Here is a 23,210-nt window from a genome sequence, read left to right on the forward strand (position 1 = left end):
GATCAAGTCTAGCACACTGGATGCGTGGCGTTCCTCGGGTAAAACGACCGCCGTGTTCTCAATGGCATTTTCTGGGTCTTGCGATCCGGAGCACCTTGGCGTGATCTGCCCGAGGCGTTTGGTCCGTACACCACTTGCTATAACCGCTTCGTTAGGTGGCGGCGGGCTGGTGTATGGGACCGCATCATCGACGCGATCGCCGCTGCCCATGATGCCGCTGTCCAGATGATCGATACATCCATTGTCCGCGTGCATCAGTATGGAGCCTGCATCACACGAAACCAGCGCCAATCGTTGGGGAGGTCACGCGGCGGCTTGACGAGTAAAAATTCATGCGGTGGTCGATAGCAATGGTCTGCCGGTACGGCTGGCGCTGAGCCCCGGTGAGGCCCACGGCGTTCGACTTGCCGGAAAACTGCTGTCTCGTCTGAAAGTCGGGTCAATGCTGCTGGCCGACCGTGGCTATGACGCCGACTGGATCAGAGAGCTTGCCATGAAGAAGGGCGCGTGGGCCAACATCCCGCCGAAAAGCAATCGCAGCGATCCGATCTGCTTCAGCCCCTATCTCTACGCGCTCGCAACCAGGTCGAGCGGTTCTTCAACAGGATCAAACAATGTCGTCGGGTGGCGACGCTACGACAGGCTCGCCGCGAACTATCTTGCCTTCGTTCAACTTGCGTCGATTAGACTGTGGCTGCGTGTTAATGAGTCCACGTCCTAGATCAGCGCAGCTCACCCGGTCTATCTGTCCGCACGCCGGCTGCGCTTTGATCCCAAAAAAGGTTGCGGCCAGCCATTGGGGGATGGCTGGCCGCGCGCGAACCGGTCTGGGACGGGGAGGGGTGGGGATGTGACCGGGTCGCGGGTTCGTGAATTCCTTTGTCGTTAGCGATCGCGAGAACTGGCGGTGGCGACCGCAGGGCGGTTGTCACCGAGCGACACCCACAGATTGGGATCGCTCTGCGACTGACGCTTGACGAAGCGGTAGCCGGTCTCCGTCCAGGCGAGGACGTTTTCGTTCTGGTTGTCGAGCACGAATTCGCCCTTGTCGGTCTTGACCGTGAGCACCGCGTGGCCTTCGCCCTTCTTGTCGCGCACCACAGTGATCAGCAGCGCCTCGCGCGGCCAGCCGGCGTCGATCAGCATCTTGCGCTTCAACAGCACGTAGTCCTCGCAGTCGCCGTAGCCGTCAGTCGGCAACGACCATTTCTCGATCACACCCCAATGATCTATGTCGGTGATCGGCTTGATGGTCTCGTTGACCCACTTGTTGACTCTCAGCAAATCTCGCCATGCCGTCTGCGACAGCACGATGTCTCGCGGCTGTGACGCGCCGCCGCGGCAGTCGCCGGGATTCTCGGCGCAGAATTCGACCCAGCCGATCGGCGAACGCGTGGTATCGCCGAGGCTGGCATAGATCGCGTCACCGGCTTTCGCCGAGAAACCCGTAGAGACGCTCATCCCCAGCAGGATGGCGGCAACCGCCAATCCCTTCCCCTGTCCCCTGAAAAACATTGTGGCCCCCGTTTCTTGTTGGGACCATGTTTCGCACAAAGGATTTGCGCCGCCGCTAAGTCAGCCAAGTACATTTGACGTGAATACAAGTAAAAACCGCAGCAAATTCGATCTATACTTGAATAAAAATCGCCTAAAATTTGAAACAACTGCAATCGATTCAAATTTTATGCATTAACGCGCCAGGCGCTGCCGCAGCGGCATTTATGGTTGCAAAAGCTGCCGGCGTTAACCGGCTCCGGCAGGCGCCAGAGCGCACAAAGGCGGCATCCGGCAACGCGGATACCGCCTTTTGAGGCCGATAAATCGGGGATTTTGGGCGGCTGGTGCTTTACCGCGCGCTAACCGCGTCTTCGAGCGTCTCGGCAATTTGCTCGTGGACGAACTCGAGCGCGAAGCCTTCCTCGAGATTTCGCACCACCCGGGACTGGACCTTGCCCAGCATCACGAGTGATTTCAGCGGCGGGCGGTTTTCCGCGGCAATCGCCGCACCCGACGCCGAGAGGTCGATGATCCGGCAGGTCATCTTGCTGCCGTCCTCGAGCGTGAGCAGCGCGATCGGGTTGCGCGGCACGATACGGTCGTGGCGGCGGTCTTCCGGCAGATTGAGAATATCGCGGTTGGCGAGCCAGGTGAGCTGGGCGGCGAGCTTGTCGCGTTTGCGCGCGGTCGCCCCCACGGTCATGGCAAAACCGTTGTCGATGATGCGGGTGATCTTGCCCTCAACCCGGCCGATATGGTCGAGATAGGCGATGACGCGGTCGCCGACATTGCCGATGCCAGGCGCAAGCAGGGCCAATCCGCCCGGCGACATATTGATGATCTGGCAGGGAAACTCACGCCGGTCCGGCAGCATGTAGCGGCCGAGCAGGTGGACTTTCACGCGCTGGAAGCGCCGTCGCTCCTGGGCGACCGGTACAGTGGATTTTTTTTGCGCAAACGACATTCTTCGCCACCCGACGTCCGGTCCTTCGGCGTCAGGAAGACCCTAAGGCCGACAGGGTTAATGATGTGTTATCGCCGGTTGCATCAAGTATGTGCATCAAGCTGTGTGTGTCCGTGCCGCCGCCATCCGGTTGAACATCCACAGCAGCAGCGGACACAGCAAAACCATTGCCGCGCCGAAGTCGAATGCGGTGGCGGCGGTCCCCGTCCATTTGGCGAGGCTGCCGCCGACAAACGGCCCCAGCATCATGGCGGCATAGAACACCGTGAAAAACAGGCCCATGCCGATCGCCCGCGTCGCCGGCTGCAAGACCCGCGCAGGCAAGCTCATGATCGGGCCGGCCGGCTGACCGCAGATCAATCCGAGGGCCGCAACCGTCAGAACCACGGCGCTCGTCCGCGGCAGCAGGATCATCAGCATCGCAAAGACGAGAGCGGCGGCGACGAGGATGGTTTGCGGACGGCCGGTTCGATCGGCCAGGAAGCCGCCGAAGGGGACCGAGAATACCGCGATCCACAACACGATGCTGATGGCCGATCCCGCGGCGGCGATCGTCCAGCCGCGTTCGACCAGCATCGATGGTCCGAAACTGAAAATGATCGCAAAGCCGATGTTGAATAGACCCCAGATCAGACCCGCGGTGATGACGGCGAGAACGGTATTGCGGTCAAGGCGGGCGGCGGTTGTGGACGCCGCGGCATGATCAATCGGCGCACGATATAACAGGGCGATCAGTGCGATGCCGCAGGCGGTGAAGGCGGCGACGGCGAGATGCACGGCATCGACGCCCCAGCGCGTTCCGATCACGGGCAATGTCAGCAATGAGACGGCGATGCCGGCGGGCCAGGAGTTGACCAGGATCGCCATTGCGGTGGCGATCTCGCGACCTGCGAACCAGTCGGTGAGCATTTTTGTCAGTTGAACGCTGAGGACCACGCCGCCGGCGCCGGCAACCAATCGTCCGCAGATCTGTACGCCCCAGGAAGTGGCAAGGGCCATGGCGAGGCTGCCTGACAGCATCAGCAGCAGCGCGCCCAATGCCGTTTGCTTGTCGCCGAATTTCTGGCCGATCGCGCCGCCGGGCAGGGCGAGCAGGATGCCGGGTGCGAAATAGAGTCCAATCAAGAGGCCGATGTCGGCGATGCTGACGCCGAACTGGTTGCCGAGCAGCGGCGCCACGGCGGCGACGCTTTGAAACTGGAACGCCATGGTGCCGCGAACCACGAACAGGACGGCAAGGATTCCCCAGCGATTGTGCAACGCCTCACTCCCAAGAGTTGTCGTGAAGCCTCAGACCGCGCACCGTCTGTGTCAACGCGCGCACGTATTCTCGCGTGCCCGGTGCCCACCGATGCCGTGCAGCTACTTCTGGACCAGCTGATTGAGATCCTGCTTGATCGAGTTCAGCAGCGACTCCAGCCGTTCCTGCCTGAATGCGGGTTGCTCCGGCACGACAGCTTGAACGGCCGGCTCCGCGATTGCAGTTTGAACGCGCGTCTCGGTGATGCCGGGCTTCCCGGTGATGACGGGTTTTGCGGGGAAGACGGGTTTTTCGGGGAAATTCTGCCGAACCGCTTGAACTTTACGGACAGGCCGCTTCGGAAATACCGATCGAACGGGCTCTTCGGCCTGCGCACCGGCTTCGACGAACTCGCCGTGCAAAACATCCTCGCGCCGTCCCATCAGCCACAGGACCGCCCAATAACAAACCGCCAGCAAAATCACGCAAAAAATAATGATCTCAAACATCGCTCACGTCCAATCCGGTCAGTATCCCGGTAAAGGCCGTTTTCGGTCAAGACCGCTGAAAGCGATTGTTTGTCCGTGCGTTGTTTCGGTACCATGATGCTTAATGTCGGGCCCGCCAGGGCCGGCCAAATTTCGGGGAGGGATGAGATGGCTGGAGTGAAGCGAGACCGCGACAATGCCGTCGGCGTGCTGACACTGGACGAGCCTGCGACGCTGAATGCGATGACACCCGATCTGCTGGGCGATCTGGCCCTCGCGATCCCTGAGATGACCGAGGATCCCGGGGTACGGGCGCTGGTCCTGACCGGCGCCGGCCGCGGCTTTTGCTCCGGCCAGAACCTTAAGGCCGCCGCCATCCTCGGCGACGACATTGTCGATGGCGTGATGCGGTACTACTGGCCGGCTTTCAAGGCGCTGCGTGAATGCAAAGTGCCGGTCGTGGTGGCGGTCAATGGTGTTGCGGCCGGCGGCGGCTTCAGCCTCGCGATGGCGGGAGACGTGATTGTCGCGGCGCGCTCGGCGAGCTTCATTCAGGTTTTCAGCCGGATCGCGCTGGTGCCTGATCTCGGCTCGACCTGGCTGTTGCCGCGCCTGGTCGGCCGGCAGCGTGCGCTCGAACTGATGCTGATGAACGAGCCGCTATCGGCCGAGACGGCCCGGGAATGGGGACTGGTCCGGGAAGTGTTCGATGATGCCGCGCTTCAGGGCGGCGCGCTGGCGCTGGCGCGCAAGCTCGCAAGCGGTCCGACGCGGGCGCTGGTTGCGACACGCCGCCTGATCGAGGAGAGCGAACACTCAAGCTATGCCGATCAGTTCCGGCGCGAAATCGAGACGCAGGCCGAGATCCGCAAGAGCGCGGATGCGCTGGAGGGGCGCAACGCGTTTCTGGAAAAGCGCGCGGCGCGGTTCAGCGGCCGGTAATCCCTTCATAGACCATAAAGCCGCGCGCGATGGCGAGCTTGCGCAAGGCGCGGGGAACGAGTTTCTCCGGCCGGTGCAGATAGCGCCACGACGTCAGCCTGAAATCCTTCAGCATGCCGAGATCGTCCTCGAACGGCGCCAGCAGGCCGGTGATGCTGATCGGCGCGTGCGCGCGGTTGTTGAACGGCAGCAGCAGCAATTCCAGATGCGCCGTCCGCCCGTCTTCCGAGGTCGCGGTGATGCCGGCGACGGCGGCCAGCATTTCCTCGGCGACGTACGTCACGATGTCTTCGATTTCGCGGCGGCTCTCTTCAGCGAACAGCGCCGAGAAGCTGCTGTCCTTTGCGTCGCGGCCGAGCAGGGCGCAGACCCGGGTTCCGGCGACGCGGAAGGGGAAGCCGGCCTCGTTTTCGTAACCCAGCACGAAGATGTCGCCGAGCAGTTCGCGTACCGCTGATGGTTCGATCTCGCTGCGGTCAGGTGCCCGCGCGTGGCCGCGTTTTGCGTCCCAATAGGCAAAAAACTGACGGCTCGATGGATGTTTCATACGTTGGCCTTGCCCCCGCCCGTGGCCTGGCGGCACATATCTGTCCCGATTTTGCTCACGTGCTGTCCCTTCTGTGTTGTGCAGGACAGGCTGTGCAGCGTCCATGCCGTGGACGCGGTTTGGCCGCTTTGGCGGCGGCTTTGCGTTGTTAACGTTAAATTTACCAAGTCGGACCCTACAGGCTTTTAGGGCTAAAGCCTCGTAGGGTATGTTATTGATTTGTCTTGTTTTTGTTGTCGTCGAACGGTGTTAAAGTGCTGCCGCTAAAACACCGTTTGGCGGCCTAAAGGCGGAAATTGCCTTATTGGGACCGCCCAGCCTGGGAGGTAAGGGGCATGCCAACTACGAAGTTAACCCAAACCTTCGTTGACAGGTTACGCGCGCCGCATCCCAGCGGACTGCAAGTGGTCTATTTCGACACGGTCACGAAGGGTTTCGGTGTTCAGGTGTCAGGCAAAACGACCGCGAAGGACTACATCGCGCAGCGTGACCTGCCCAACAAGGTTAGGGGTGCAAAGAAGCAGACCCGCCGTGTCAACGTTGGACCGGCAGAGGCCTCGCTTCTAACAGTGGAGGTAGCGCGCGAGCGTGCCGAGGAGGCGCTGGACCAGATTCGGCGGGGCATCGATCCCAAGGCCAAGGCCGAGCCCGGCACTCAGGCGACGATGTACACGCTTCGCGAAGCGAAAGAGAAGTATTTCGTTGCCAACAAGAAACTGAGTGCGGGGAGCAAGCGCGCCTATGGCCAGATAGATCGTCACCTCGCAGACTGGATGGACAAACCGCTGTCGTCGATCACCCCCGATATGGTTGAGGAGCAGCATCAGACGATAGCAGCCGCAATCGCTACGAAGGGCGGTCGGTACGAGGGCAAGACGACGGCCAACGCTACGATGGTGACGCTCCGCGTTCTGTGGCGTTGGGCCGCGAAGCGCGTTGCGCTGCCAGCATGCCCAGTAAGTCGAATGCAGGATGAGGACGCATGGTTTCCTGTGCAGCGTCGGACCAGCCGAGTGCCCGCCGAAAAGCAGCCCGCGTTCTACCAGGCGGTTTGCGGGCTTGAAAACAGGACTTCGCGGGACTTCCTTTTGCTGCTCACGTTCACGGGTTTTCGAAAGACTGAAGCATCGCGACTGAAGTGGAGCGACATTGATCTTCTCCAGCGCATCATGACGCTTCCCGCTCCAAACACGAAGACAAGAAAGTCAGTCGAAATACCGATGAGTGATTTCATTTACGACCTGCTGGTTTCGCGCCGTGCGCTCGGCGACACGTCCGAGTACGTCTTTCCTGGCCGTCGGGTGGGCAAGCCGATCCGCGATACGCAGCGGCCGTTTGCGAAGGTAAACGAGTCAGCTGGAGTCGCCGTCAGCGCCCACTCCTTGCGCCGGGGTTTTCTCAAAGTCGGAGCGTCCGCTCGAGTAAACATCGTGTGGCTGAAGGTGTTGTGCAATCACGCGCTTCCGGCCGATGTCACTGCTGAGCACTACTTGGCCCCCGACATTGAGGATCTTCGCGAGCCTGCCCAGCAGGTGTGCGACAAGATGCTCGCGCTGTGCAGTATCCAGGCTGTCGTGGGAGGCAACGTCGCAAAGTTGCGCTAATCAGCCACCCACCCACGAGCTTTGCAATACACGGGCCTTTTTTTCGCATAACGTTGATTTCGGACCGAAATAGGCAAATTTCTAACCGCGCTAAAACAACATAGGGTCGCCACCGCTTGCCGAAACACCGTTTGTTGCTGTAACCTTAAAGCAGGCGTGGGTTGCAGGCCAGCAGCCCGGAAAAAACGCCTTGGTCCAGCATTCAAGGAGCGCCGCCGTAAGGCGGTGGCGGGTTCGGAGCCGTCGGCAACCCCAGCCGCATGTCCTTCGGGCGAAGCCCGAAGATAGGGGAACGGTTTGCAGGGCCTGTGACGGGCCTGTGTGATCGGCCCATCGGATCGCGCAAATGCAAGACCGTCCGAGCACCTAATCAGTGCCGGGCGGAGCTTTGCTTTGTTCCGGCGATTCCTTGGGCGAAAAAAATGGGTAATCCAACACGGTCTATGGCGGCAGCCGGAGCTGCTGCTCGAGTACGCCATCATCCAAAATTTCTCCTGCTTGATCGCCGCGCCTCGCACGTTGCGACTCTAGCCAGCGGAGTAAATCCCGACACGTTGCTTGACACCAAGCAACTGGCCGCTTGGCTCTCGGTATCAGTACAGTGGCTAGAGATAGGAAGATCCAAAGGCTACGGACCGCCCTATCGACGGCTCAGCACGAAGACGATCAGATATCATGTTGGCGATGTTCTGAAGTGGCTCGACGAGCGCTCGCACAAGTCAACCGCCGATTATGGCGCGGGGGAGATGTGAGCCATGGCCCCGAACAATAGCCTCCCGCGTGGCGTAGCACGTCCGACCAGCACAGAATACTTTGCTTATCACGACACAGCCGTGGCCCTCATACCAAGCCTGACCGAAGAAAGCGCTAATGTAATAGCACTACAAAGAAACCATGGCGATCGATGTTGGGTGGTGCGCTTCAATGCCTATCCGTCCTTCTCGATCCGTCATTCGCAGCTGCTGTCGGCAACAAGTTTTCGCAATGTTGCGGCACATCAGCTGTCGCACAGGCGTTGCAGGCTCGAATATTACCTCCACGACCTTCTCGCGCTCCCTGAAGAAGGCTGGGACGTCATCGTGGAGCGCCTTATCACGCACCTCCCTGGGGTCGGGGGTGGCGAATGATGGACGCTCGTACCGTTTCCACAGATACAGCTGCTTTATCTTCTGAGAATAGCGCAAGCACAGCCCGATCCGTAGTCACCACTAACCGCCCCGTAATCACCAGCATTCGGCGTGGGCCGGGTGGCAAGGCCGATTGGCTGGTATCGATCAAAGGCGTCTGCAGCGACACGCATTTTCGGGATCAGAAACTGCGCAACTATCAGAGGTTCTGCAACGCCATCAAGCATCGTTTCGGCATCACGTTTGATCCGATGTCGCAGGCTGATTGGGGGGCCATCGTCGAGGCGCCGATCGCGAATGGCGGTGCAGCATGAATGCACATCGCAACGCCGCTTTGGCCTGCGCCGCGCGCGGCTGGTTCGTGTTTCAGGCGCGGTTCAAGCCGGTGAAAATCGGCAAGTGGAACAAGCAAGGGCGCTGGTCAGGCAAGACAACGAACGGCCTCAACTGGGGCATGACAAAGAACCCGCGTGAGATACAAAGGCTCTGGGTCAAGTATCCCGACGATCCGCTCGGGCTTCCAACGGGATCGGTGAATGGTTTCTTCGTCGTCGACGTCGATACCGCCGCTGGCCACAAATACGATGGTTTCGCAGCCCTCCACGCGTTAGAGAACAAGTACGGTCGGCTGCCACCAACCCTGATGGCGCAATCCCCAACCGGGTCGATGCACTATTTTTTCCGACTGCCGCCAGGCATGAAGGTCAAGAACAGTGCGTCCGAGATCATAATTGAAGGCGACACCCGCGCGCTCGGCATCGATGTTCGAGGCGAAGGCGGCATGGTCATCGCGCCGCCGTCGAAACATCCGCGCGGCGGCCAGTATCGATGGCTCAACAACCTCGACATAGCGGACGCGCCAGCGTGGCTCATTGAAAAACTGCCCCAGTCAGGCGTCGTGCGACGGAAGCCTGGCACCGCTCATCTGCGCGTGTCTACGAAGCCACGAGTCGTCCGCAACTTAGATCCCGTGCTTGCCGCAATGATAAGGATCGACAGCGGCAAGGGTATTTCGATTGAGCCCGAGGACAACTTCATTCCGGATTTCGAGCGCGTAACGCTAGCGTGCAGGGCCATTCCGAACCGAGACCTCGGATGGGACGACTGGAACACTGTGGCCATGGCCATATGGCACGCTACCGGCGGCAGCGCGGAGGGTCTCACGACACTTCACGACTGGTCGCGCAAGAGCACAAAATACAACGCAGCCGAGACTGACGACCGCTGGGCCACCATCACCATGTGGCCGCCGACTAGGTTCAACGGCATGGCGAAGCTAGTCGTTCTTGCCAAGCTGGCCGACCCCTACTGGGAGCGGTGCAATCAGCGCCTCAAAATATGGGCCGCACTCGCCCGCTTGCCGTTCGACGAGAAGAATCAGAGTGCCGTTGGCTCGGCAGTTCGAGCTGAACTTGGCGAAACTGGTTCCGATCTATTCACCGATTGGGGCGGCAGCGGCTGGGAGCAGTGCATCGATGGTCCGGGGCACTGCGGCGACATCATCTATCGCCTCGCCGACGAGCACGACCCAACTTGGTGGCAACTTTACCGCAGGATGCTCGATGCGGGGGTGCCATCGTGAACGCCAAATCCAAGCTCGAAGAGAAGGCCGTGGCCGAGGTCAAGGCCAAGCGCGAGCCGGTGTTGATACCATTAGAATTCAAGCACTCGGAGCTGACCGCTACACCGTGGGTCGCGCTTGGCTTCGCGCTGCGCGGGGCCGTGACCATCATCTCGGCAACCGGCGGCACCGGCAAGACGCAGTTCACCCTCCAGGCGGCGATCGCCTTCGCACGTGGCGAAGATTTCGCGGGCTTTCACCCGATGCGCAAGGACCTAAAGATAGCATTCGTATCCGGTGAGGAGCCGCTCGAGGAGATTCGGCGGCGCATCGCAGCAATTGAGGTCGCCAGAGTCGGTTACAAGGCTGCGGACATCGAAAAATTTAAGGAGCCTTTGAAAGGCAGGCTGTTCATTTTCCAAGGCAAAAACGTCGCGTTGGTCACGAAGGGCAGCGGCCACAATGATGCTGCTAAGCGAACGCGGTTTTACGAGGAACTTTGCGAGGACATCATCGACCTAGGTATCGATCTGGTCATTCTCGACCCACTCATCCGCTTGCACGCCGGTCTCGACGAGAATTCTGCCGAGATGCAGGAGCTCCACAACGCCGCCGACGACATCGCCACGCGCGCTAACTGTGGCGTGGTGTTGGTTTCCCATACCAACAAGATGTCCAAGGGAACGGTGGACGATCAGAACGCAGCGCGGGGTACCAGTGCGATGACCGACGCGGCGCGCGTCGTAATCATCATGGCTAACATGACGAAGACGGAAGCTGAGGACCTACTGCCCAAGGGTGAGGAAGAGACCTACATGCGATATTGCCGCCTTGGTGATCCTAAGCAGTCCTACACGGTCAATTCCGTGCCGAAATGGTTTCGCAAGAAAACCATCAAGCTCCCCGTGCTGCTGGAAGACGGCACCGACGATTGTCGCTTCGTACATGAGCCGTGGAAAACAAGCAACGACGTGCTGACGGCGGAGTGGCTTCCAAGATTTCTGGAGCGGCTCAAGCAGGGTCGAAGCGACGGCGAAGCCTTCACGGCAGCAACCGACGGCCCGAAGGCTAATCGCGCCGATGCGTTGCTGCAGGGTGAGTTCAACCTTTCAAATAAGCGTTCCAAGGAGGCATTAGAACAACTGGTCAGGGCCGGATTTATCCGCGTTGTCGAGAAGTACAGCAGCAAGGGTAAGAAGATGGTCAAGGTCTACGAGGTGCTCAGTGCTGCACCGGCGGAGAGCGACGATGAGCATTTCTAGGGCCGAAATGCGCAGTCTCCGGAGTTAGCGCGCAGACGGACTGCGCACACCGCGCGAGCGCCGCGCGCAGTCTCAAACCCTATATACAGACTGCGGGACTGCGCAGCAGGCGGGCGGGCACCCCAGCAGCGCAGTCTGTAGGCCGCTAAAGCCGGGCCTACAGACAGACGCGGCCGGTGGTGTGCCTACGGCTTTGCAAGGGCACGGGCCACCTATGCTGGCCGGTACGCCCGTCAATCTGGAACGCTGCGAAGCGGCGCATCTCCCTGGCCGAGGGGCCCCTAGGGGCGGCCGTAGCGATTCCCTGCAGCAGCGACGCCCGTACGGGCCTTGCCGGGCCTACCTGGGCGAGGGTGGGGCCATGCGGAGGGCCGTTAAACCGGCGGCAACCCGGCACACCCCGCGGCTGCTATAGGTCACTGGGCAAACGGGTCGCAATGTGCTATCAAATCGGTAGCAGTTAAACTTAACTATGCCCATCGCAGTTGATTTCGTCCGTTCCGTTGTCTGAGCACGCCTGCACGAATTCGTGTCGGCGTGCGGTAGCGGTTTTCTTAGTCCCTTAAAGGAGTTTGATGGCAAAAAAGCCACCAGCAAAGCGCAAACGACCGAAAAAGATAGTTTCGCTTCAACCAGTCACGCTCGCGAAAGGCCGCCCTTCATCCTACCGTGAAGAATACGCAGAGCAGGCACGCAAGCTGTGTCAGCTCGGTGCTACCGATCGTGATCTAGCGGACTTCTTCGAGGTTACTGTAGTCACGATCTGGAGTTGGCAGTCTCGTCATCCTGAATTTTGTGCCTCGCTTAATCGCGGCAAAGAAGCCGCTGATGATCGCGTAGAACGTTCGCTCTATTCTCGTGCGACTGGATACACGTATGAGAGCGAGAAAATTATAGTCGTAGATAAGAACGTCCAGCGCTTGGATATCATCGAGCACGTACCCCCGGACGTGACGGCCTGTATTTTCTGGCTCAAGAACCGCAGGCCCGCAGAGTGGCGCGACAAGACCGACCACGATCACAATCACGCGCACACGTTGAAACTGCAGGGCGCGAACATGAGCATCGCAGAAGCGCAGGCACTGTTTCGTCAGGCGCGTAACATGCCTCTCGCTGACCTTGAGCGGAGCCTCAAGCTAGTGGGCAGCAACACCAACGAATGACTCAATTGGTTAGGAAGAACAATCAAACAATAAGGGCCACTCCAACCACCGCCGGCCTGTATAGGGCGCTTTGCCTGGCCGCGGGGGCGCCTTAAGCAAACCCCTGATTCTCCGCGCCAACGGCGCCCACAACCGGCCCCCGGCCGGTCCAGATTGCCGCGGGGCTGGTTCCAACCAAAGCCCCTTTGCCAGTGCAGCAGCGGCCCGCACATGCAATTTTTGGTGCTCCAACTGAAATTTGCCACCCCAACTTAGGGGCATACCGCGGCTTGCCTGCTCCGCAAAATATTACCAAAAAGTCATTCAATTACAGTATGTTAGATCACTTGTAACACGCCAACGCCGGTTGCCGTGTTGTACACTTTAGGATTATAGTCTCATGACCAAAACTGCCATTGCGTACATCCGCGTTTCGACCGTGCGACAGGGAAAATCGGGCCTTGGACTCGAGGCCCAGCAAGCGACGCTGGCCAGATTTGCCGAAGCCGAGGGCTACGACCTAGTCCAGACCTTCAAGGAGGTCGAGACCGGTAAAGGTGCGGATGCCCTCGATCGCCGACCGCAACTGGCGGCGGCGCTGAAAGCGGCAAAGAAGATCAAGGCGCCGATCATCGTTGCCAAGCTGGATCGGCTGAGCCGAGACGTCCATTTCATCAGCGGGCTGATGTCGCACAAGACGCCGTTCATCGCCGCAGAGTTGGGCGCCGATGCCGACCCGTTCATGTTGCATCTGTACGCCGCGCTCGCCGAAAAAGAACGGGCGATGATCTCCCGCCGCACTCGGGACGCGCTCGCCGCTAAAAAGGCTCAGGGCGTCAAACTCGGCGGGCTCAATGCACGAGGCATTGCGAACCGCGTCGAGGCGATGGAACGAGCCGAGCAGTTGCGTCCGATCCTGACTGAACTCGCGGGGCGGTCTGCCCGGGCCACGGCCGAGGTGCTGAATGAGCGCAAGATAGGGACCCCAACCGGCGGGAAATGGCACGCTGCTACTGTAATACGGGTTCAAAAGCGAATTGGAGAAAGGCACTCAACCTGTTGCGGCGCAGTTTAGCACCGAGAGCGCGGCCGACGATGTCAATATTCTCAGGCTCATCACCTGTAGGACAGCGGGGCCAACTGTTGGGCAATTATATCCAGGATGTCAGGGGCGAAAGGTGCCAAGCTTGAACCGCATCACGGCGTTATGCCGCCTTGGTGGCGTCGCCCCTCCGAACGGCCTGTTCACGAGCATCTCGTATAGCCTCCTCGATTCAAAGCTCGCACTTCGGTTCGAACCGACGCGACCAGCAAATGGGTGACAATTCTGACGCCTGCGCACTATCGGCACACAGGCGGCAGATGTCGATCACGCGTCCGGCGAGTTGTTGGCACATCGATTGCTGGTGAATAGCAGGTTGGGGATTAGATGCCCAGTTTGAGACAGGGCGCCGCCGGGACACCGTATTTCGAGCCCGGCGGCGCATCTTTTTGGGTACGCCTGCGCGACATCGGCACAGACAAGCGCATTCGCCCCGGGGGAACCATACCGCGGGCATCAGCATTTTCACTCAATGCCGCACTATCATTTTGAATTAGCAAATGGACATCGGATCCCTGACCCAAGGGGCCTCAACTGCAAAGATAACGAGGATGCGATCGCCAAGGCGCACCAAAGTGCGGATGCGATAGCCGCTGAGGTCGGCGAAACGCCTCGTTGCCTGGTCGTAGTGGACGATGAAGGAAACGATCTCTGAGAGGAGGTTTCCATGCGCTTGGCTCACACATCAGCATTAGCTGTATTTCTGCTCGCCGCCACCCCCGCGGCTTCGCTTGCCGAGGACGCAAAAGCCGCGGTCGAAAAGGCGTACACAGCATGGGATGCCGCGTTCAACAAGCACGATGCGAAAGCCATCGCCGCCAACTATGTTTCCGGCGCTAAGCTGATGCCGCCAACGCACCAAGTCGCGTCCGGCCCAGATGAGATCGAGAAGTTCTTTGCCGGGCTCCTCGCAAACGGCGTGACGGCCACAAGCTAGAGATGATCGACGCTGGCGGAGATGACAAGGTTGTCTTCGGCACGGCGAAGTGGAGCGCGACGGGCAAGGACAAGGACGGCAAGCCGACGCCTTTTAGCGGTCTCGCGATGCACGTATTCGAGCGCCAAGCGGATGGCTCGCTGAAGTTGAGGCTTCAGACCTTCAACTGAGTTGACCGAAGCGGCTCCGATCCGATGCCAGCGGCACTCTCAACCACGCGCTGCCACTCCACGCCGCGCGTTCGAGAGCCAGCGTGCTCATTAGCGAGCTTAGCGGCGCGACCCGCAGTCAAAACCGCTCTGACCGATGTCGCGATCCCGGCGCAGGTCGGCTGCAAGATCCTCGACAATGAACCGAAGCAAACACAGGGCAAGCGGATCAGTTACCTCACGAGATAGAAACTGATAACGCTCGATCTGAACTTCCTGCTCTCTCAACTGGCGGCTTGTGATGGGTCGTGCCCTCCGACAAACCTACGCCGAGACGGCTAACTTGTTTCGTTAAAGTTTTCGGATCATTTGAGATGGTTTCTATCTAGTAAATTCGTGTCCGCCAAAGCGTCACAAGACAGTGGCGGCAGTCGTACGACATTGTTCGCTTCGCCAAAGGTTGGCGCATCCTTGCTACGACATTTCACCTAAGCGCAGTGCCGACCCAGTGATTTCCGCTTTACGTAAGTGGCGGACCTCCGCGAGAGCCTTGCCCGATGCCAGCTTGAGCCAACGGGTGTCACCTCAGCCGGTTGGCCTGCATGGAGGTTCCTGCACGGAAACGCCGCGCCGGGTCTGCTGTATAGTTCACCCTTTCTGTTTTTCTTTTGCGCTTTTTCCATCGGAGCTCTTAGAGCGTTCTTCGAAGCGATCAGCGCCCTTAGCTAGGTCGTGCCCCGTCTTGCTCTCGTTTTTCGCTTCTTCCTTAGCAGTCGCCTCGCGCAAGCCTTCAGCGGCCCGCTTCCCCGCTTTTGATGATTTTCGTTCGTCATCCATTTGATGCTCCTTCCCTGATAAACACGCTTCTTCAGGAATACTTCCTTGTCTATCCCAGCAAGCCGTAACAATTTCAATCAGTTCGCTTGGACATTGTTCCAGTTCCGTTGAGGCTCTGCGCGCGTAAAGCTGACCTCTGTTGAGGCATCGCGGTCCATGTCCGCTAAAGAGCGGAAAAGCCGACATCGAAGATTACAAGCAGCATGTCCGCTAAGGGTCAAAATTGAGAAGTCCGGGCGTTCAAACGGCAAGTCAGCTTTACCCCCAACTCCGGACATCGCGCTGCACCGCACTAACTGACGCTATGTGGTAAGAACGGAAGTCGGCCGAACTTATTCGATCACCTCGTCAGCGAGCGCTAACAAGGTCGGGGGCACGACGATGCCGAGCGCCTTTGCGGTTTATGATTGATCACAAGAGCGAATTTGCTCGCCTACTCGATGGGGAGATCGCCGGGCTTGGCCCCATTCAAAATTTTCGCTGCATAGGCGCCCGCTTGGCGATAGCCATCCACCGGGTCGGTTGCATAGGACATCAGAAGCCCGGCGCGTCCCCAGTCTGGGTAAGGGCCGACGGTGGGCTTTCCTGATGCAGTGACGGAAGCCATGACGCGGGACATATTTCCGATCAGCAATGGCTCACCCGAAATATAGAACGCGCTCACGTTATCGCGCATACCCGCGGCAAAGGCGTCTTCCAGATCGTCAATTGTTTTGAGACCGTAGTGCGTGAACTCAAAACCGAGCCGGGTAGCCACTTTTTGTAGCGCATCCCTTTCCGTGATTACCAAAGCCTCGCGCTCGGATGCGATCATGCCGAGGCGTGTCAGACCAGGGACAAGCTCTTTGAAAAACCCGATACGCTTCTCGGTAACGGTCTCCTCGCCACCAACCGCGTTCATCACATTTCCGGTGATCATCCCGCCCGGGCGTTGATAGCTCTTGGCTAGGCCTAACGCGATAGGGTCTGCAGCAACGGCGGTAAAAACAACCGGAAGATCCGGAGAAAGTCGAACAACCGCGCTAATCCCCATGGGTGCAATGACGATGACCCGTGGCTTGAGCGCAGTCAATTCCCCCGCAAGTTGCGGTATGCGATTGAAATCACCTTCGAGAAACCGCATGGCAAGGGAATAGTTCTTCCCTTCAATGGAACCCCCCTTTCCTGCAGGCCTTTGCGGAGCGCGTCCACTCTCGATTTGGTGAACCCGGCGTTCTCCTTTAGCACAGACAGAAACCCTACTATCGGCAGGTCCGTCTTGCTCTGGGCATATCCCGGGCGCGGAAAACTCAACGCGGCCGTACCTATCAGTCCGATGAACTCCCGCCGTCTCATCAACGCCCCCAGCGATCAGTATCCGGCAGTGTAACTGTCTAACCTCGAAGTTTGGAAGGTGCCAAGGGCGCGGTCGAGTAAAATTCTTTCGGGGCGGCCGACGTCCGTTCTGGGTCAGTCGCGTCACTTTGAAAGCCTGCCGTGACTTCTGCCCTTACCCGATCATCGGACATCGCCGACGAGGGGCGCCAGGTCCGAAAAGCGCCAACAGATAAGCGCGCGTGCAGTAAGGCCGGGAGCAAATGCCTAATTGATGGGAGGATCTAAATTGTCGCACCTAGTCGCGGTTGATCTAACTCTCACTACCTCGCCGTGATAGGGAGCAACGAACTCTCACGCAAGCAATACCTCGGAAATAGGCGTTTGTTGCTGCGGTGCGCCTAAAGCACCAAACGGATGAGTTGGAAGCATCGGTATATATCCCTTGATCGCCTGCAGGACAGGAACAGAGCCTCAACAGCTTACGTTATTCATTTGTACTATTTGTTTGTGAGGCCCGTCCCATGCGCCCTATTTTTGGAATAGTTGCAATCGTATCAGTCCCCGTTTGGTTGTGCGTAAACGTAGATTCTGCTTCAGCGCAGACCTTTCTTGATCGATGGTCTATCATTCCAAAAGCGCACGCAGAACCGGCACCCGAGGCACAGGACCAGCCCAAACAGGATCCTTCGCTTGAGCAACCTCCGACCGGAGGGGAGACAGCTCGTCGTTCGGAAGAGCGCTCAGCCCCTCGATCTGTAAACCGGGTTTTTTCTGGAAAGGCCTCTTACTATTCATATCCGACAGGAAAAACAGCGAGCGGTGCCCCGTTCATTCGGAATTCTCTGACCGCTGCCCACCGCAACCTACCGTTCGGTACAAGAGTTCGTGTAACTGATCTTGCGAGCAGCAAGTCCGTAATAGTTCGTATCAACGACCGGGGACCCTGGGTTCGCGGCCGGGTCCTCGACCTTTCACTCGGCGCTGCGCGTCATTTAGGGATTACCGACCGTGGCGTGGCGCAGGTTCGCGCTGAAGTGCTTTAGCTTTTTGTCTGCTGAAGTCCTCCAAGGAATGTAGACACAACCTATCAGGAGGTGAGCCGCGTCGATGCGTCTCCTTCTTACGGTATCCAATGTTGAGCGCACAGGATCGAGCATGTATCTTAAGGGTCATTCGCGTCGTTCCGGTCTAATCCGAGCGGACGGAGCGCATCAAACTTCCAATAAGGGCCAATAACCGCGACATCACTTGTTCACCTCGTCGGCACGGCCGAGCAGGGTCGGCGGTATGATCAGGGCGTGACTGCTCGATCTGGCGCGTTATTTCGAAGCGGTTGGCGAATGGATGATCGTGATCTCATGGGGCGGCCGTGCTCGGTGGTTCACGCGCGTGACGGCGTCAGGGGAGACGTTGTTTCAGCGTCACAGGATGAAGTCGAGCTGCTCGAACCCGTCATTTTCGGCGTTTACCGAGCATGTCTCTCTGCCCGGGTGATGCAGACATCTACCTGCGGAGTCGCTAGACCCATTGGCGAATGGGGCAAATGAATGCAACAGATTGAAACCTAGGACGAACATGCGGGCGACAAATTCACAGCCCTCAACAGATCCCCAATAGGGCCAGGCCGGCTGCAAGGCTTCACCGGATCAGATGGTTTGGATCCATCCATAGCTTGATTTCGTTTGCGGTCGACGTTCTTTCTCGCCTTTCTGAATTCGCTCCGTCCCGAATCTTTGAGCGAAGGTGAAAAGGCATGAGGATCGCGCCAATGTCGGCTTATGATTTTGGTTTCCACCGGCGGGCTAGGCGGGATTACGACAGGTGCGGTTGGCTCGATTGGCTGCAAGACAGCTTGGGGCGGGGTTTCCTGACGCACGTAGTTAATCTCAAGTCGATCGGCCTTGCTGAGCGCGTGGTCAGCGTCAGCAATGCCGACGGTCGACCCGTCTGCTGACATCTCTGCGGCTGGGGTGCCGGCAGGCGTTCTGAGCACCTGGCCGACAGCCAAGGCGCTGAGCAGCGCTAGAGCATCGAGCATAGCCCGCAAAGTTGAGAAACACTCAGTTAAGATAGTTGCGAACCGTTTTGGATTTCGCTCCGCTATATTTCGTTTTTGGATGTTTTTTCGCTTGCACCACAATGCGTAATCCATTTCGTCTTCTGTGCAACTTCGATAAACCTGCGCAACGAGTAACGGTTGTGGGGAGGTGTCGTTGCCGGCGAAAGCTTCATCTCCTAAGGCTGAGAGTGCGGGTCTTCTCCTGTTCAGAAGACGTGATAGTGACATCCAGTTCTTGCTCGGCCACCCGGGGGGCCCATTCTGGAGCCGCAAGGATGCCGGTGCGTGGAGCATACCGAAAGGGCTGATTTCCCTGGGCGAGGAGCCACTTGCGGCCGCGCGGCGTGAGTTTGCCGAGGAGACCGGGCACCATCCGACGGGAGATTTCATCCCGCTCGGCGCCGTGAAGCAAGCGGGCGGGAAGGTGGTTCATGCTTGGGCTATTCAAGGTGACTGGGATCCTGCGGATCTGCGAAGCAATACGTTCGACATGGAATGGCCACCGCGATCCGGGCGGCGCCAGCCATTTCCCGAGCTCGATCGGGCAGCTTGGTTCAACGAGTACGAGGCGCGCCTAAAGATTCTGAAGGGTCAGGTCCTCCTTATCGATCGTCTGTTAGAGGCATTGGTGAGATTGACGAGAACTGATCATTAGCGAGAGAGTGTGTTTTCCATCGGCCGCGCCCAGCGTCGTATCGTCAAAAATCACCACCTCTCTGCCGCGTCGCCGACTACTGCGCGCGGCTAGTAGATGCGGCAAAGTTATCACTGAGCACGCCCGCTTCTGTACGCGTCGAGCATGGGCGTCCGATCAATAACCAGCAGCAGGTTGTCCGCTACTATTAGGAACCATCGTAAGATCGTTGCACTTGGTGGGCATGGCGAAAACTCCCCTCAGTATCGAGATCGTTCAGGAAGGTGAGGAGCGCTTCATCGTCAAAACCTTTGCCGACGGTAGCGAGCAGCGAGTGCCGATCGTAAAGATGCCTAGGAAGAAACGTTATCCAGATCGCCCGTACTGGACTTGGAACTTCGACAAATTCGACAAGAGTAAGAAGAAGGGGGTTTGAAAGTGGCAGGTGTGCCTCAGTAAAAAAGCCGGCGTACTGGATTAAGCCATACGTCCGGCTCGACCCAAGGTCGATACTTTACTTGTTGAGCACCTCGCGCGCCTTATCCTTGATGCCGCCGACGGTGTTCTGCACTTCGCCCTCAGCCTTTTCTGCAGTTCCTTCGGCTTCGGTCTTACTATCGTCTGTCACCTTACCGACGGTTTCTTTGATTGTGCCCTTTGCCTGCTTTGCGGCACCTTCGACGCGGTCCTTTTCCATGATCACTCTCCTTTGTGAGCGGTTGTAACGAAGGGAGAGCGCCGGGGTTGCTTAACGATTTGGTGACTAGTCTTCGGTCTTGACAGATGTTCACTGCTGATTGTCGATCGTCTTAGACGTAAACGGAGCTCGGTTTTTTTCCTTGGATGTCGGCTCTCGAACACCAATGCCGATAATGGACGGTAGAAACGTCTCGTGATTCTCAGCTAGATCACATCCCGGGCTGCCGGAGGGATAACGCAAACGGCTGCGGGGATGAAACAATTAGCAAGCAGGCATCATCTATTGGGCGGCGCCACTCACCGTCTTCCTCGCACCGGATTTGTCGGCGATATGTAGACCGTTCGGAGAAAACAATAGAAAAGGACCGCTAGTAAAATGGTTCCACCCATTCCCGCTAGCACTGTCGTACCCAGTCCGAGATCCGGACTGGGATTACGCTCTTTATGCATATCTTCTCCAAAAAGCCCTGTCATTCAACATTCGCACTAAAGAAAACGTTCCTGCGGAACGGAGTGTAATACTGCAGGCGGGACGGGGCAGACCCGTCAATCCTCGCTCGTGGTCGGCTGTCCGTGCGTGCGCCCTGTTACGACATGGGTGCGCAGGCGGCGTGAATGACAGACCATGCAGGATAAACGAGCTCGAGTACCCTCTAGCCGGCACAATTGTATCGAAAGAGCGAGTCGTCCGCACATTGAGGGTTTGAAAGTACGTTTGCCGGTCGAACGTTCACGCCTATAAATCGGCCCAAGGCCGGTGATTATCTTTCGCAGCAAAGAAAAAGCCCGCATCGCTGCGGGCTTCTTGTTTCTAGTACCAGCCCGGGCCACCACCGAAGCCGAACGAAACGCTCGGGCCACCATATCCATAGCCTCTGCCATAGTAGGGTCCGCCGCCGTATCCCCCACCATAGTGGGGACGGGGCGCGTAATAGCCGTAGCTGTTACCGTAGTACGGACGATAGCCACGATGTCCGTAGTGACGATAATGCCGACGCTGAGAGCTGATATCGGTAGACTGCTGGGTTACGCTGGTTGACGCTTTCGCCTGCGCCGCATTGTCTGAAGCATTTGCGGCGGAACCACCGAGCAGCGCTGCTGCACCGACGGCTAATACGATTGCTAATTTATTCATTTGAACACTCCCGGGTTACATGTGGGGTGCTAATTGATGCGCATAGCTTACGTTCCGATGTGCGACATTAAATTGGTGTAAGTTATTGAACAGTCGTTCATACTGGCAAAGACAAATGTGACGCCGATCTGAGAGCGAAATGGATGAAAGTACAGGATGAAGGGCGTCACGGAGAAATGCAAATGCGGGAGCGATTTATACTCGAACCGATCTAAGCCCTCCGAAAGCGAATTAGCCAGTATGGAAAGTTCGGCGTCACGATGGAAACATGAACACCGCGTGGGTGCCCACTACTGCACGGTCCATCCACAATGCGTGATCCGGCGGAGCAAACATTTTTCGAGATCGTCCGTTGCCCTTTTGGCTGGGTCCAACCGAACGAGTTGGGGCCCGGGTGGTCAATCTTGAAGGAGTCATGGCGATTCCTGCGCCAATTCCTCATAGACAACGTCCTGATGTGGATACGAGATTAAGGCTTCGACGGCTTACGGTTCGATGCCGTCCATGCGCTCAAGGACGATTCCGAAAAGTGCCGCTGTCGGTGACGAAATCGTTCCATGACAATAGGGGGAGCCCGGCTAACATCACAGGTCGTGATGAGGGCGTGATTGTCTCAAAGAAATTGTCGCAGACCGAGCTTGTGAGGCTTAACCGAACGGCTCGCCTGCATGGTGTCAAACGAGCCGCCCGGCCAGAAGGACCGTCCTGATGGCTAACCCGGACGGGCCGAATTATGAACGACTCGGATCGCTTGGCGTTCCTACTCATTGAAATATCTGGTACGATTGCCGTCGCACCGTGGCTGCCCGAACCCGCATGCGAGCCGATAGAAATTGCCTAGTTGCCCTTGGCGGTGGATCCTGGCTGCCAGATTCTCTTGCTGCGGCATCCATGTCGGATAACACCCCTCAGATTAGCGTTCTCGGAGTGATAGGGGCCTAGCACCGCGTCCCTTCAACACCTGCAGGAAACGATTCGTGGTCGCGGCGTTTCGCGGTGCGCGGGCTTCGTATTCTCTATTAGAGTAGATCCATGCTCGCTTTGCACCGCTTGCTTTGATCCGCTTAGCCCCGTCGCGATTCAGCCAGGGACGGTCCTCCTAGGCCGGGCGGCGTAGGATTGCTCCTGTTTCGAACGCCGCCCGGTTACCTTTCCAAACCAATCTATCGGTATCATCAGCGCTTGGATTTCTTCTTGGCCTTTTTCGTCTTCTTGGGCATCACGTTCTTGACAGCTTTCTTTGCCTTCTTAGCCATCGACTTCGCGGCCTTTACTACCTGCTTGGTAACGGATTTCTTAGCTCTCTTAGCCACCACATTCTCCTTCAGCGTCTAGATTTTCTCGACTTCTTCTTCGTTTTCTTAGTGGCTGATTTCTTACCAGCCTTCTTACTAACCTTCTTGCCGGCTCTCTTCACACCAGATTTCGCTTTGGACTTACTTTTGCTTTTGGCGACCTTTGATGCGCGGGACGACTTTCTCGCCTTCTTCACGACCTTTGCTATGGCTTTTGCCGGAGCGGTTTTTGCTGTGGCTTTCCTTACACGTTTGACCACAGCCTCGGCCGCGGTGTGAGCCAGCACGGTGGCTCCGCTGACCACCAATTCGCCAACGATCTCGCCGATATCCTTCTTGGGCTCTTCCGCAGTCTGCTCGCTCGATTTCTTCTCGGTGTCCATGACCTAAGCCCTCCAGAATGTGTAGCAGCAGCGTAACTGATTCTCTCAGCTACAATGGGACTATGAGGTAGCGTAGCAGGGAACCCGGACGACTCCAAAACGCGCTAGTAGAGCCTTTTCCCAACCTCGGTCGCCGCACCTCATTCATGCCTTCTAAAGCGTGATGGCATTAGGTTCGATAGCCTGAGTTTTTGAGGTAGTTGGCACATTCCTCTGAGGTGAAGGCATCGAGTGCGCAGCCGATTGCGGCGCGGACCGCGTCGACAGTTCGCGCGGCAGCTTTGCGGAC

Annotated in this window: 24 protein-coding genes and 2 pseudogenes; 14 read left to right on the plus strand and 12 right to left on the minus strand. The window is 58.2% G+C overall.

Going from position 1 to position 23,210, the window contains the following annotated elements; all coding sequences use genetic code 11:
• Nucleotides 1-20 precede the first annotated feature (20 nt).
• Nucleotides 21-721 (plus strand): annotated as a pseudogene (locus JQ609_RS18275) (IS5 family transposase).
• A 164-nt stretch (nt 722-885) separates the two neighbouring features.
• Here the strand turns inward: JQ609_RS18275 and JQ609_RS18280 are convergent.
• The 4 genes from JQ609_RS18280 to JQ609_RS18295 all read right to left on the minus strand — a co-directional run bounded on the left by JQ609_RS18280 (nt 886) and on the right by JQ609_RS18295 (nt 4,186).
• The gene (locus tag JQ609_RS18280) at nt 886-1,515 is read right to left on the minus strand and encodes a transglutaminase-like cysteine peptidase (protein WP_212274410.1); all 630 of its coding nucleotides are present in this window, start codon (nt 1,513-1,515) and stop codon (nt 886-888) included.
• A 331-nt stretch (nt 1,516-1,846) separates the two neighbouring features.
• Nucleotides 1,847-2,461 (minus strand): PilZ domain-containing protein, encoded by a 615-nt coding sequence (locus tag JQ609_RS18285; protein WP_212204845.1) that lies wholly within the window; start codon nt 2,459-2,461, stop codon nt 1,847-1,849.
• Between the two features lie 96 nt (nt 2,462-2,557).
• Nucleotides 2,558-3,721: a CynX/NimT family MFS transporter gene (locus JQ609_RS18290; RefSeq protein WP_212204847.1), complete on the minus strand. Its 1,164-nt coding sequence runs from the start codon at nt 3,719-3,721 to the stop codon at nt 2,558-2,560.
• Between the two features lie 102 nt (nt 3,722-3,823).
• The gene (locus JQ609_RS18295) at nt 3,824-4,186 is read right to left on the minus strand and encodes a hypothetical protein (protein WP_212274411.1); all 363 of its coding nucleotides are present in this window, start codon (nt 4,184-4,186) and stop codon (nt 3,824-3,826) included.
• 171 nt (nt 4,187-4,357) lie between these two features.
• Here JQ609_RS18295 and JQ609_RS18300 point away from each other — a divergent pair, with 171 nt between their 5' ends.
• Nucleotides 4,358-5,131, plus strand: a complete 774-nt coding sequence (locus JQ609_RS18300) for an enoyl-CoA hydratase-related protein (protein ID WP_212274412.1) — start codon at nt 4,358-4,360, stop codon at nt 5,129-5,131.
• On the opposite strand, the gene JQ609_RS18305 is transcribed toward JQ609_RS18300, so the two are convergent.
• The gene (locus JQ609_RS18305) at nt 5,118-5,678 is read right to left on the minus strand and encodes a PAS domain-containing protein (protein WP_212274413.1); all 561 of its coding nucleotides are present in this window, start codon (nt 5,676-5,678) and stop codon (nt 5,118-5,120) included. The genes JQ609_RS18300 and JQ609_RS18305 overlap by 14 nt on opposite strands.
• A 335-nt stretch (nt 5,679-6,013) precedes the next feature.
• Between JQ609_RS18305 and JQ609_RS18310 the strand changes: the two genes are divergently transcribed.
• From JQ609_RS18310 to JQ609_RS35910, 9 genes and pseudogenes are all read left to right on the plus strand, one after another.
• Nucleotides 6,014-7,282, plus strand: coding sequence for a tyrosine-type recombinase/integrase (locus JQ609_RS18310; RefSeq protein WP_212274414.1), 1,269 nt, complete (start codon nt 6,014-6,016; stop codon nt 7,280-7,282).
• A gap of 755 nt (nt 7,283-8,037) precedes the next feature.
• Nucleotides 8,038-8,409, plus strand: a complete 372-nt coding sequence (locus JQ609_RS18315) for a hypothetical protein (protein WP_212274415.1) — start codon at nt 8,038-8,040, stop codon at nt 8,407-8,409.
• Entirely contained in the window at nt 8,406-8,723 is a 318-nt protein-coding gene (locus tag JQ609_RS18320; RefSeq protein ID WP_212274416.1) for a hypothetical protein, read from the plus strand. Before JQ609_RS18315 ends, JQ609_RS18320 begins: the two co-directional genes overlap by 4 nt.
• Complete coding sequence (locus JQ609_RS18325; protein WP_212274417.1) at nt 8,720-9,991, plus strand: bifunctional DNA primase/polymerase; 1,272 nt, start codon at nt 8,720-8,722, stop codon at nt 9,989-9,991. The genes JQ609_RS18320 and JQ609_RS18325 overlap by 4 nt, the downstream gene beginning before the upstream one ends.
• Complete coding sequence (locus tag JQ609_RS18330) at nt 9,988-11,232, plus strand: AAA family ATPase (RefSeq protein WP_212274418.1); 1,245 nt, start codon at nt 9,988-9,990, stop codon at nt 11,230-11,232. The genes JQ609_RS18325 and JQ609_RS18330 overlap by 4 nt, the downstream gene beginning before the upstream one ends.
• 575 nt (nt 11,233-11,807) lie before the next feature.
• Nucleotides 11,808-12,395, plus strand: a complete 588-nt coding sequence (locus tag JQ609_RS18335; RefSeq protein WP_212274419.1) for a hypothetical protein — start codon at nt 11,808-11,810, stop codon at nt 12,393-12,395.
• Nucleotides 12,396-12,774: 379 nt separating this feature from the next.
• Nucleotides 12,775-13,449, plus strand: a complete 675-nt coding sequence (locus JQ609_RS18340) for a recombinase family protein (RefSeq protein ID WP_212274420.1) — start codon at nt 12,775-12,777, stop codon at nt 13,447-13,449.
• Between the two features lie 499 nt (nt 13,450-13,948).
• Complete coding sequence (locus tag JQ609_RS35905) at nt 13,949-14,131, plus strand: DUF6894 family protein (protein ID WP_409411185.1); 183 nt, start codon at nt 13,949-13,951, stop codon at nt 14,129-14,131.
• A gap of 12 nt (nt 14,132-14,143) precedes the next feature.
• A pseudogene (locus tag JQ609_RS35910) lies at nt 14,144-14,583 on the plus strand (YybH family protein).
• A gap of 627 nt (nt 14,584-15,210) precedes the next feature.
• Here the strand turns inward: JQ609_RS35910 and JQ609_RS18350 are convergent.
• Nucleotides 15,211-15,399, minus strand: coding sequence for a hypothetical protein (locus JQ609_RS18350; RefSeq protein WP_212274421.1), 189 nt, complete (start codon nt 15,397-15,399; stop codon nt 15,211-15,213).
• A 433-nt stretch (nt 15,400-15,832) separates the two neighbouring features.
• Nucleotides 15,833-16,861, minus strand: a complete 1,029-nt coding sequence (locus JQ609_RS18355) for an ABC transporter substrate-binding protein (RefSeq protein WP_312014869.1) — start codon at nt 16,859-16,861, stop codon at nt 15,833-15,835.
• A gap of 376 nt (nt 16,862-17,237) precedes the next feature.
• Here JQ609_RS18355 and JQ609_RS35790 point away from each other — a divergent pair, with 376 nt between their 5' ends.
• Nucleotides 17,238-17,759, plus strand: coding sequence for a septal ring lytic transglycosylase RlpA family protein (locus tag JQ609_RS35790; protein WP_212274423.1), 522 nt, complete (start codon nt 17,238-17,240; stop codon nt 17,757-17,759).
• A gap of 521 nt (nt 17,760-18,280) precedes the next feature.
• Here the strand turns inward: JQ609_RS35790 and JQ609_RS18365 are convergent.
• Nucleotides 18,281-18,868, minus strand: a complete 588-nt coding sequence (locus tag JQ609_RS18365; protein ID WP_212274424.1) for a hypothetical protein — start codon at nt 18,866-18,868, stop codon at nt 18,281-18,283.
• A gap of 55 nt (nt 18,869-18,923) precedes the next feature.
• On the opposite strand from JQ609_RS18365, the gene JQ609_RS18370 reads away from it, so the two are divergent.
• On the plus strand, nt 18,924-19,430 hold the full coding sequence (locus tag JQ609_RS18370; protein WP_409411186.1) for an NUDIX domain-containing protein: 507 nt from the start codon (nt 18,924-18,926) through the stop codon (nt 19,428-19,430).
• A 223-nt stretch (nt 19,431-19,653) separates the two neighbouring features.
• Entirely contained in the window at nt 19,654-19,845 is a 192-nt protein-coding gene (locus tag JQ609_RS18375) for a hypothetical protein (protein ID WP_212274426.1), read from the plus strand.
• Between the two features lie 78 nt (nt 19,846-19,923).
• Here JQ609_RS18375 and JQ609_RS18380 read toward each other — a convergent pair whose 3' ends face one another.
• From JQ609_RS18380 to JQ609_RS18395, 4 genes are all read right to left on the minus strand, one after another.
• A complete protein-coding gene (locus JQ609_RS18380; RefSeq protein ID WP_212274427.1) occupies nt 19,924-20,106 on the minus strand; it encodes a CsbD family protein in 183 nt (60 codons plus the stop codon).
• Between the two features lie 813 nt (nt 20,107-20,919).
• Entirely contained in the window at nt 20,920-21,243 is a 324-nt protein-coding gene (locus JQ609_RS18385) for a hypothetical protein (protein WP_212274428.1), read from the minus strand.
• A gap of 1,175 nt (nt 21,244-22,418) precedes the next feature.
• Nucleotides 22,419-22,556 (minus strand): hypothetical protein, encoded by a 138-nt coding sequence (locus tag JQ609_RS18390; protein WP_212274429.1) that lies wholly within the window; start codon nt 22,554-22,556, stop codon nt 22,419-22,421.
• An 11-nt stretch (nt 22,557-22,567) separates the two neighbouring features.
• Nucleotides 22,568-22,921: a hypothetical protein gene (locus JQ609_RS18395; RefSeq protein WP_212274430.1), complete on the minus strand. Its 354-nt coding sequence runs from the start codon at nt 22,919-22,921 to the stop codon at nt 22,568-22,570.
• Between the last annotated feature and the right edge of the window lie 289 nt (nt 22,922-23,210).

The organism is Bradyrhizobium sp. AUGA SZCCT0169 (genome assembly GCF_018130085.1).
GTDB lineage: Bacteria > Pseudomonadota > Alphaproteobacteria > Rhizobiales > Xanthobacteraceae > Bradyrhizobium.

What these genes read in the sequence shown, in the direction of transcription:
- JQ609_RS18340 (WP_212274420.1), top strand. Translation starts at nt 12,775, where the DNA reads ATGACCAAAACTGCCATTGCGTACATCCGCGTTTCGACCGTGCGACAG.
- JQ609_RS18385 (WP_212274428.1), bottom strand. Translation starts at nt 21,243, where the DNA reads ATGAATAAATTAGCAATCGTATTAGCCGTCGGTGCAGCAGCGCTGCTC.
- JQ609_RS18310 (WP_212274414.1), top strand. Translation starts at nt 6,014, where the DNA reads ATGCCAACTACGAAGTTAACCCAAACCTTCGTTGACAGGTTACGCGCG.
- JQ609_RS18380 (WP_212274427.1), bottom strand. Translation starts at nt 20,106, where the DNA reads ATGGAAAAGGACCGCGTCGAAGGTGCCGCAAAGCAGGCAAAGGGCACA.
- JQ609_RS18280 (WP_212274410.1), bottom strand. Translation starts at nt 1,515, where the DNA reads ATGTTTTTCAGGGGACAGGGGAAGGGATTGGCGGTTGCCGCCATCCTG.
- JQ609_RS18375 (WP_212274426.1), top strand. Translation starts at nt 19,654, where the DNA reads ATGGCGAAAACTCCCCTCAGTATCGAGATCGTTCAGGAAGGTGAGGAG.
- JQ609_RS18315 (WP_212274415.1), top strand. Translation starts at nt 8,038, where the DNA reads ATGGCCCCGAACAATAGCCTCCCGCGTGGCGTAGCACGTCCGACCAGC.
- JQ609_RS18300 (WP_212274412.1), top strand. Translation starts at nt 4,358, where the DNA reads ATGGCTGGAGTGAAGCGAGACCGCGACAATGCCGTCGGCGTGCTGACA.
- JQ609_RS35790 (WP_212274423.1), top strand. Translation starts at nt 17,238, where the DNA reads ATGCGCCCTATTTTTGGAATAGTTGCAATCGTATCAGTCCCCGTTTGG.
- JQ609_RS35905 (WP_409411185.1), top strand. Translation starts at nt 13,949, where the DNA reads ATGCCGCACTATCATTTTGAATTAGCAAATGGACATCGGATCCCTGAC.
- JQ609_RS18305 (WP_212274413.1), bottom strand. Translation starts at nt 5,678, where the DNA reads ATGAAACATCCATCGAGCCGTCAGTTTTTTGCCTATTGGGACGCAAAA.
- JQ609_RS18325 (WP_212274417.1), top strand. Translation starts at nt 8,720, where the DNA reads ATGAATGCACATCGCAACGCCGCTTTGGCCTGCGCCGCGCGCGGCTGG.
- JQ609_RS18350 (WP_212274421.1), bottom strand. Translation starts at nt 15,399, where the DNA reads ATGGATGACGAACGAAAATCATCAAAAGCGGGGAAGCGGGCCGCTGAA.
- JQ609_RS18320 (WP_212274416.1), top strand. Translation starts at nt 8,406, where the DNA reads ATGATGGACGCTCGTACCGTTTCCACAGATACAGCTGCTTTATCTTCT.
- JQ609_RS18335 (WP_212274419.1), top strand. Translation starts at nt 11,808, where the DNA reads ATGGCAAAAAAGCCACCAGCAAAGCGCAAACGACCGAAAAAGATAGTT.
- JQ609_RS18395 (WP_212274430.1), bottom strand. Translation starts at nt 22,921, where the DNA reads ATGGACACCGAGAAGAAATCGAGCGAGCAGACTGCGGAAGAGCCCAAG.
- JQ609_RS18285 (WP_212204845.1), bottom strand. Translation starts at nt 2,461, where the DNA reads ATGTCGTTTGCGCAAAAAAAATCCACTGTACCGGTCGCCCAGGAGCGA.
- JQ609_RS18365 (WP_212274424.1), bottom strand. Translation starts at nt 18,868, where the DNA reads ATGGATTACGCATTGTGGTGCAAGCGAAAAAACATCCAAAAACGAAAT.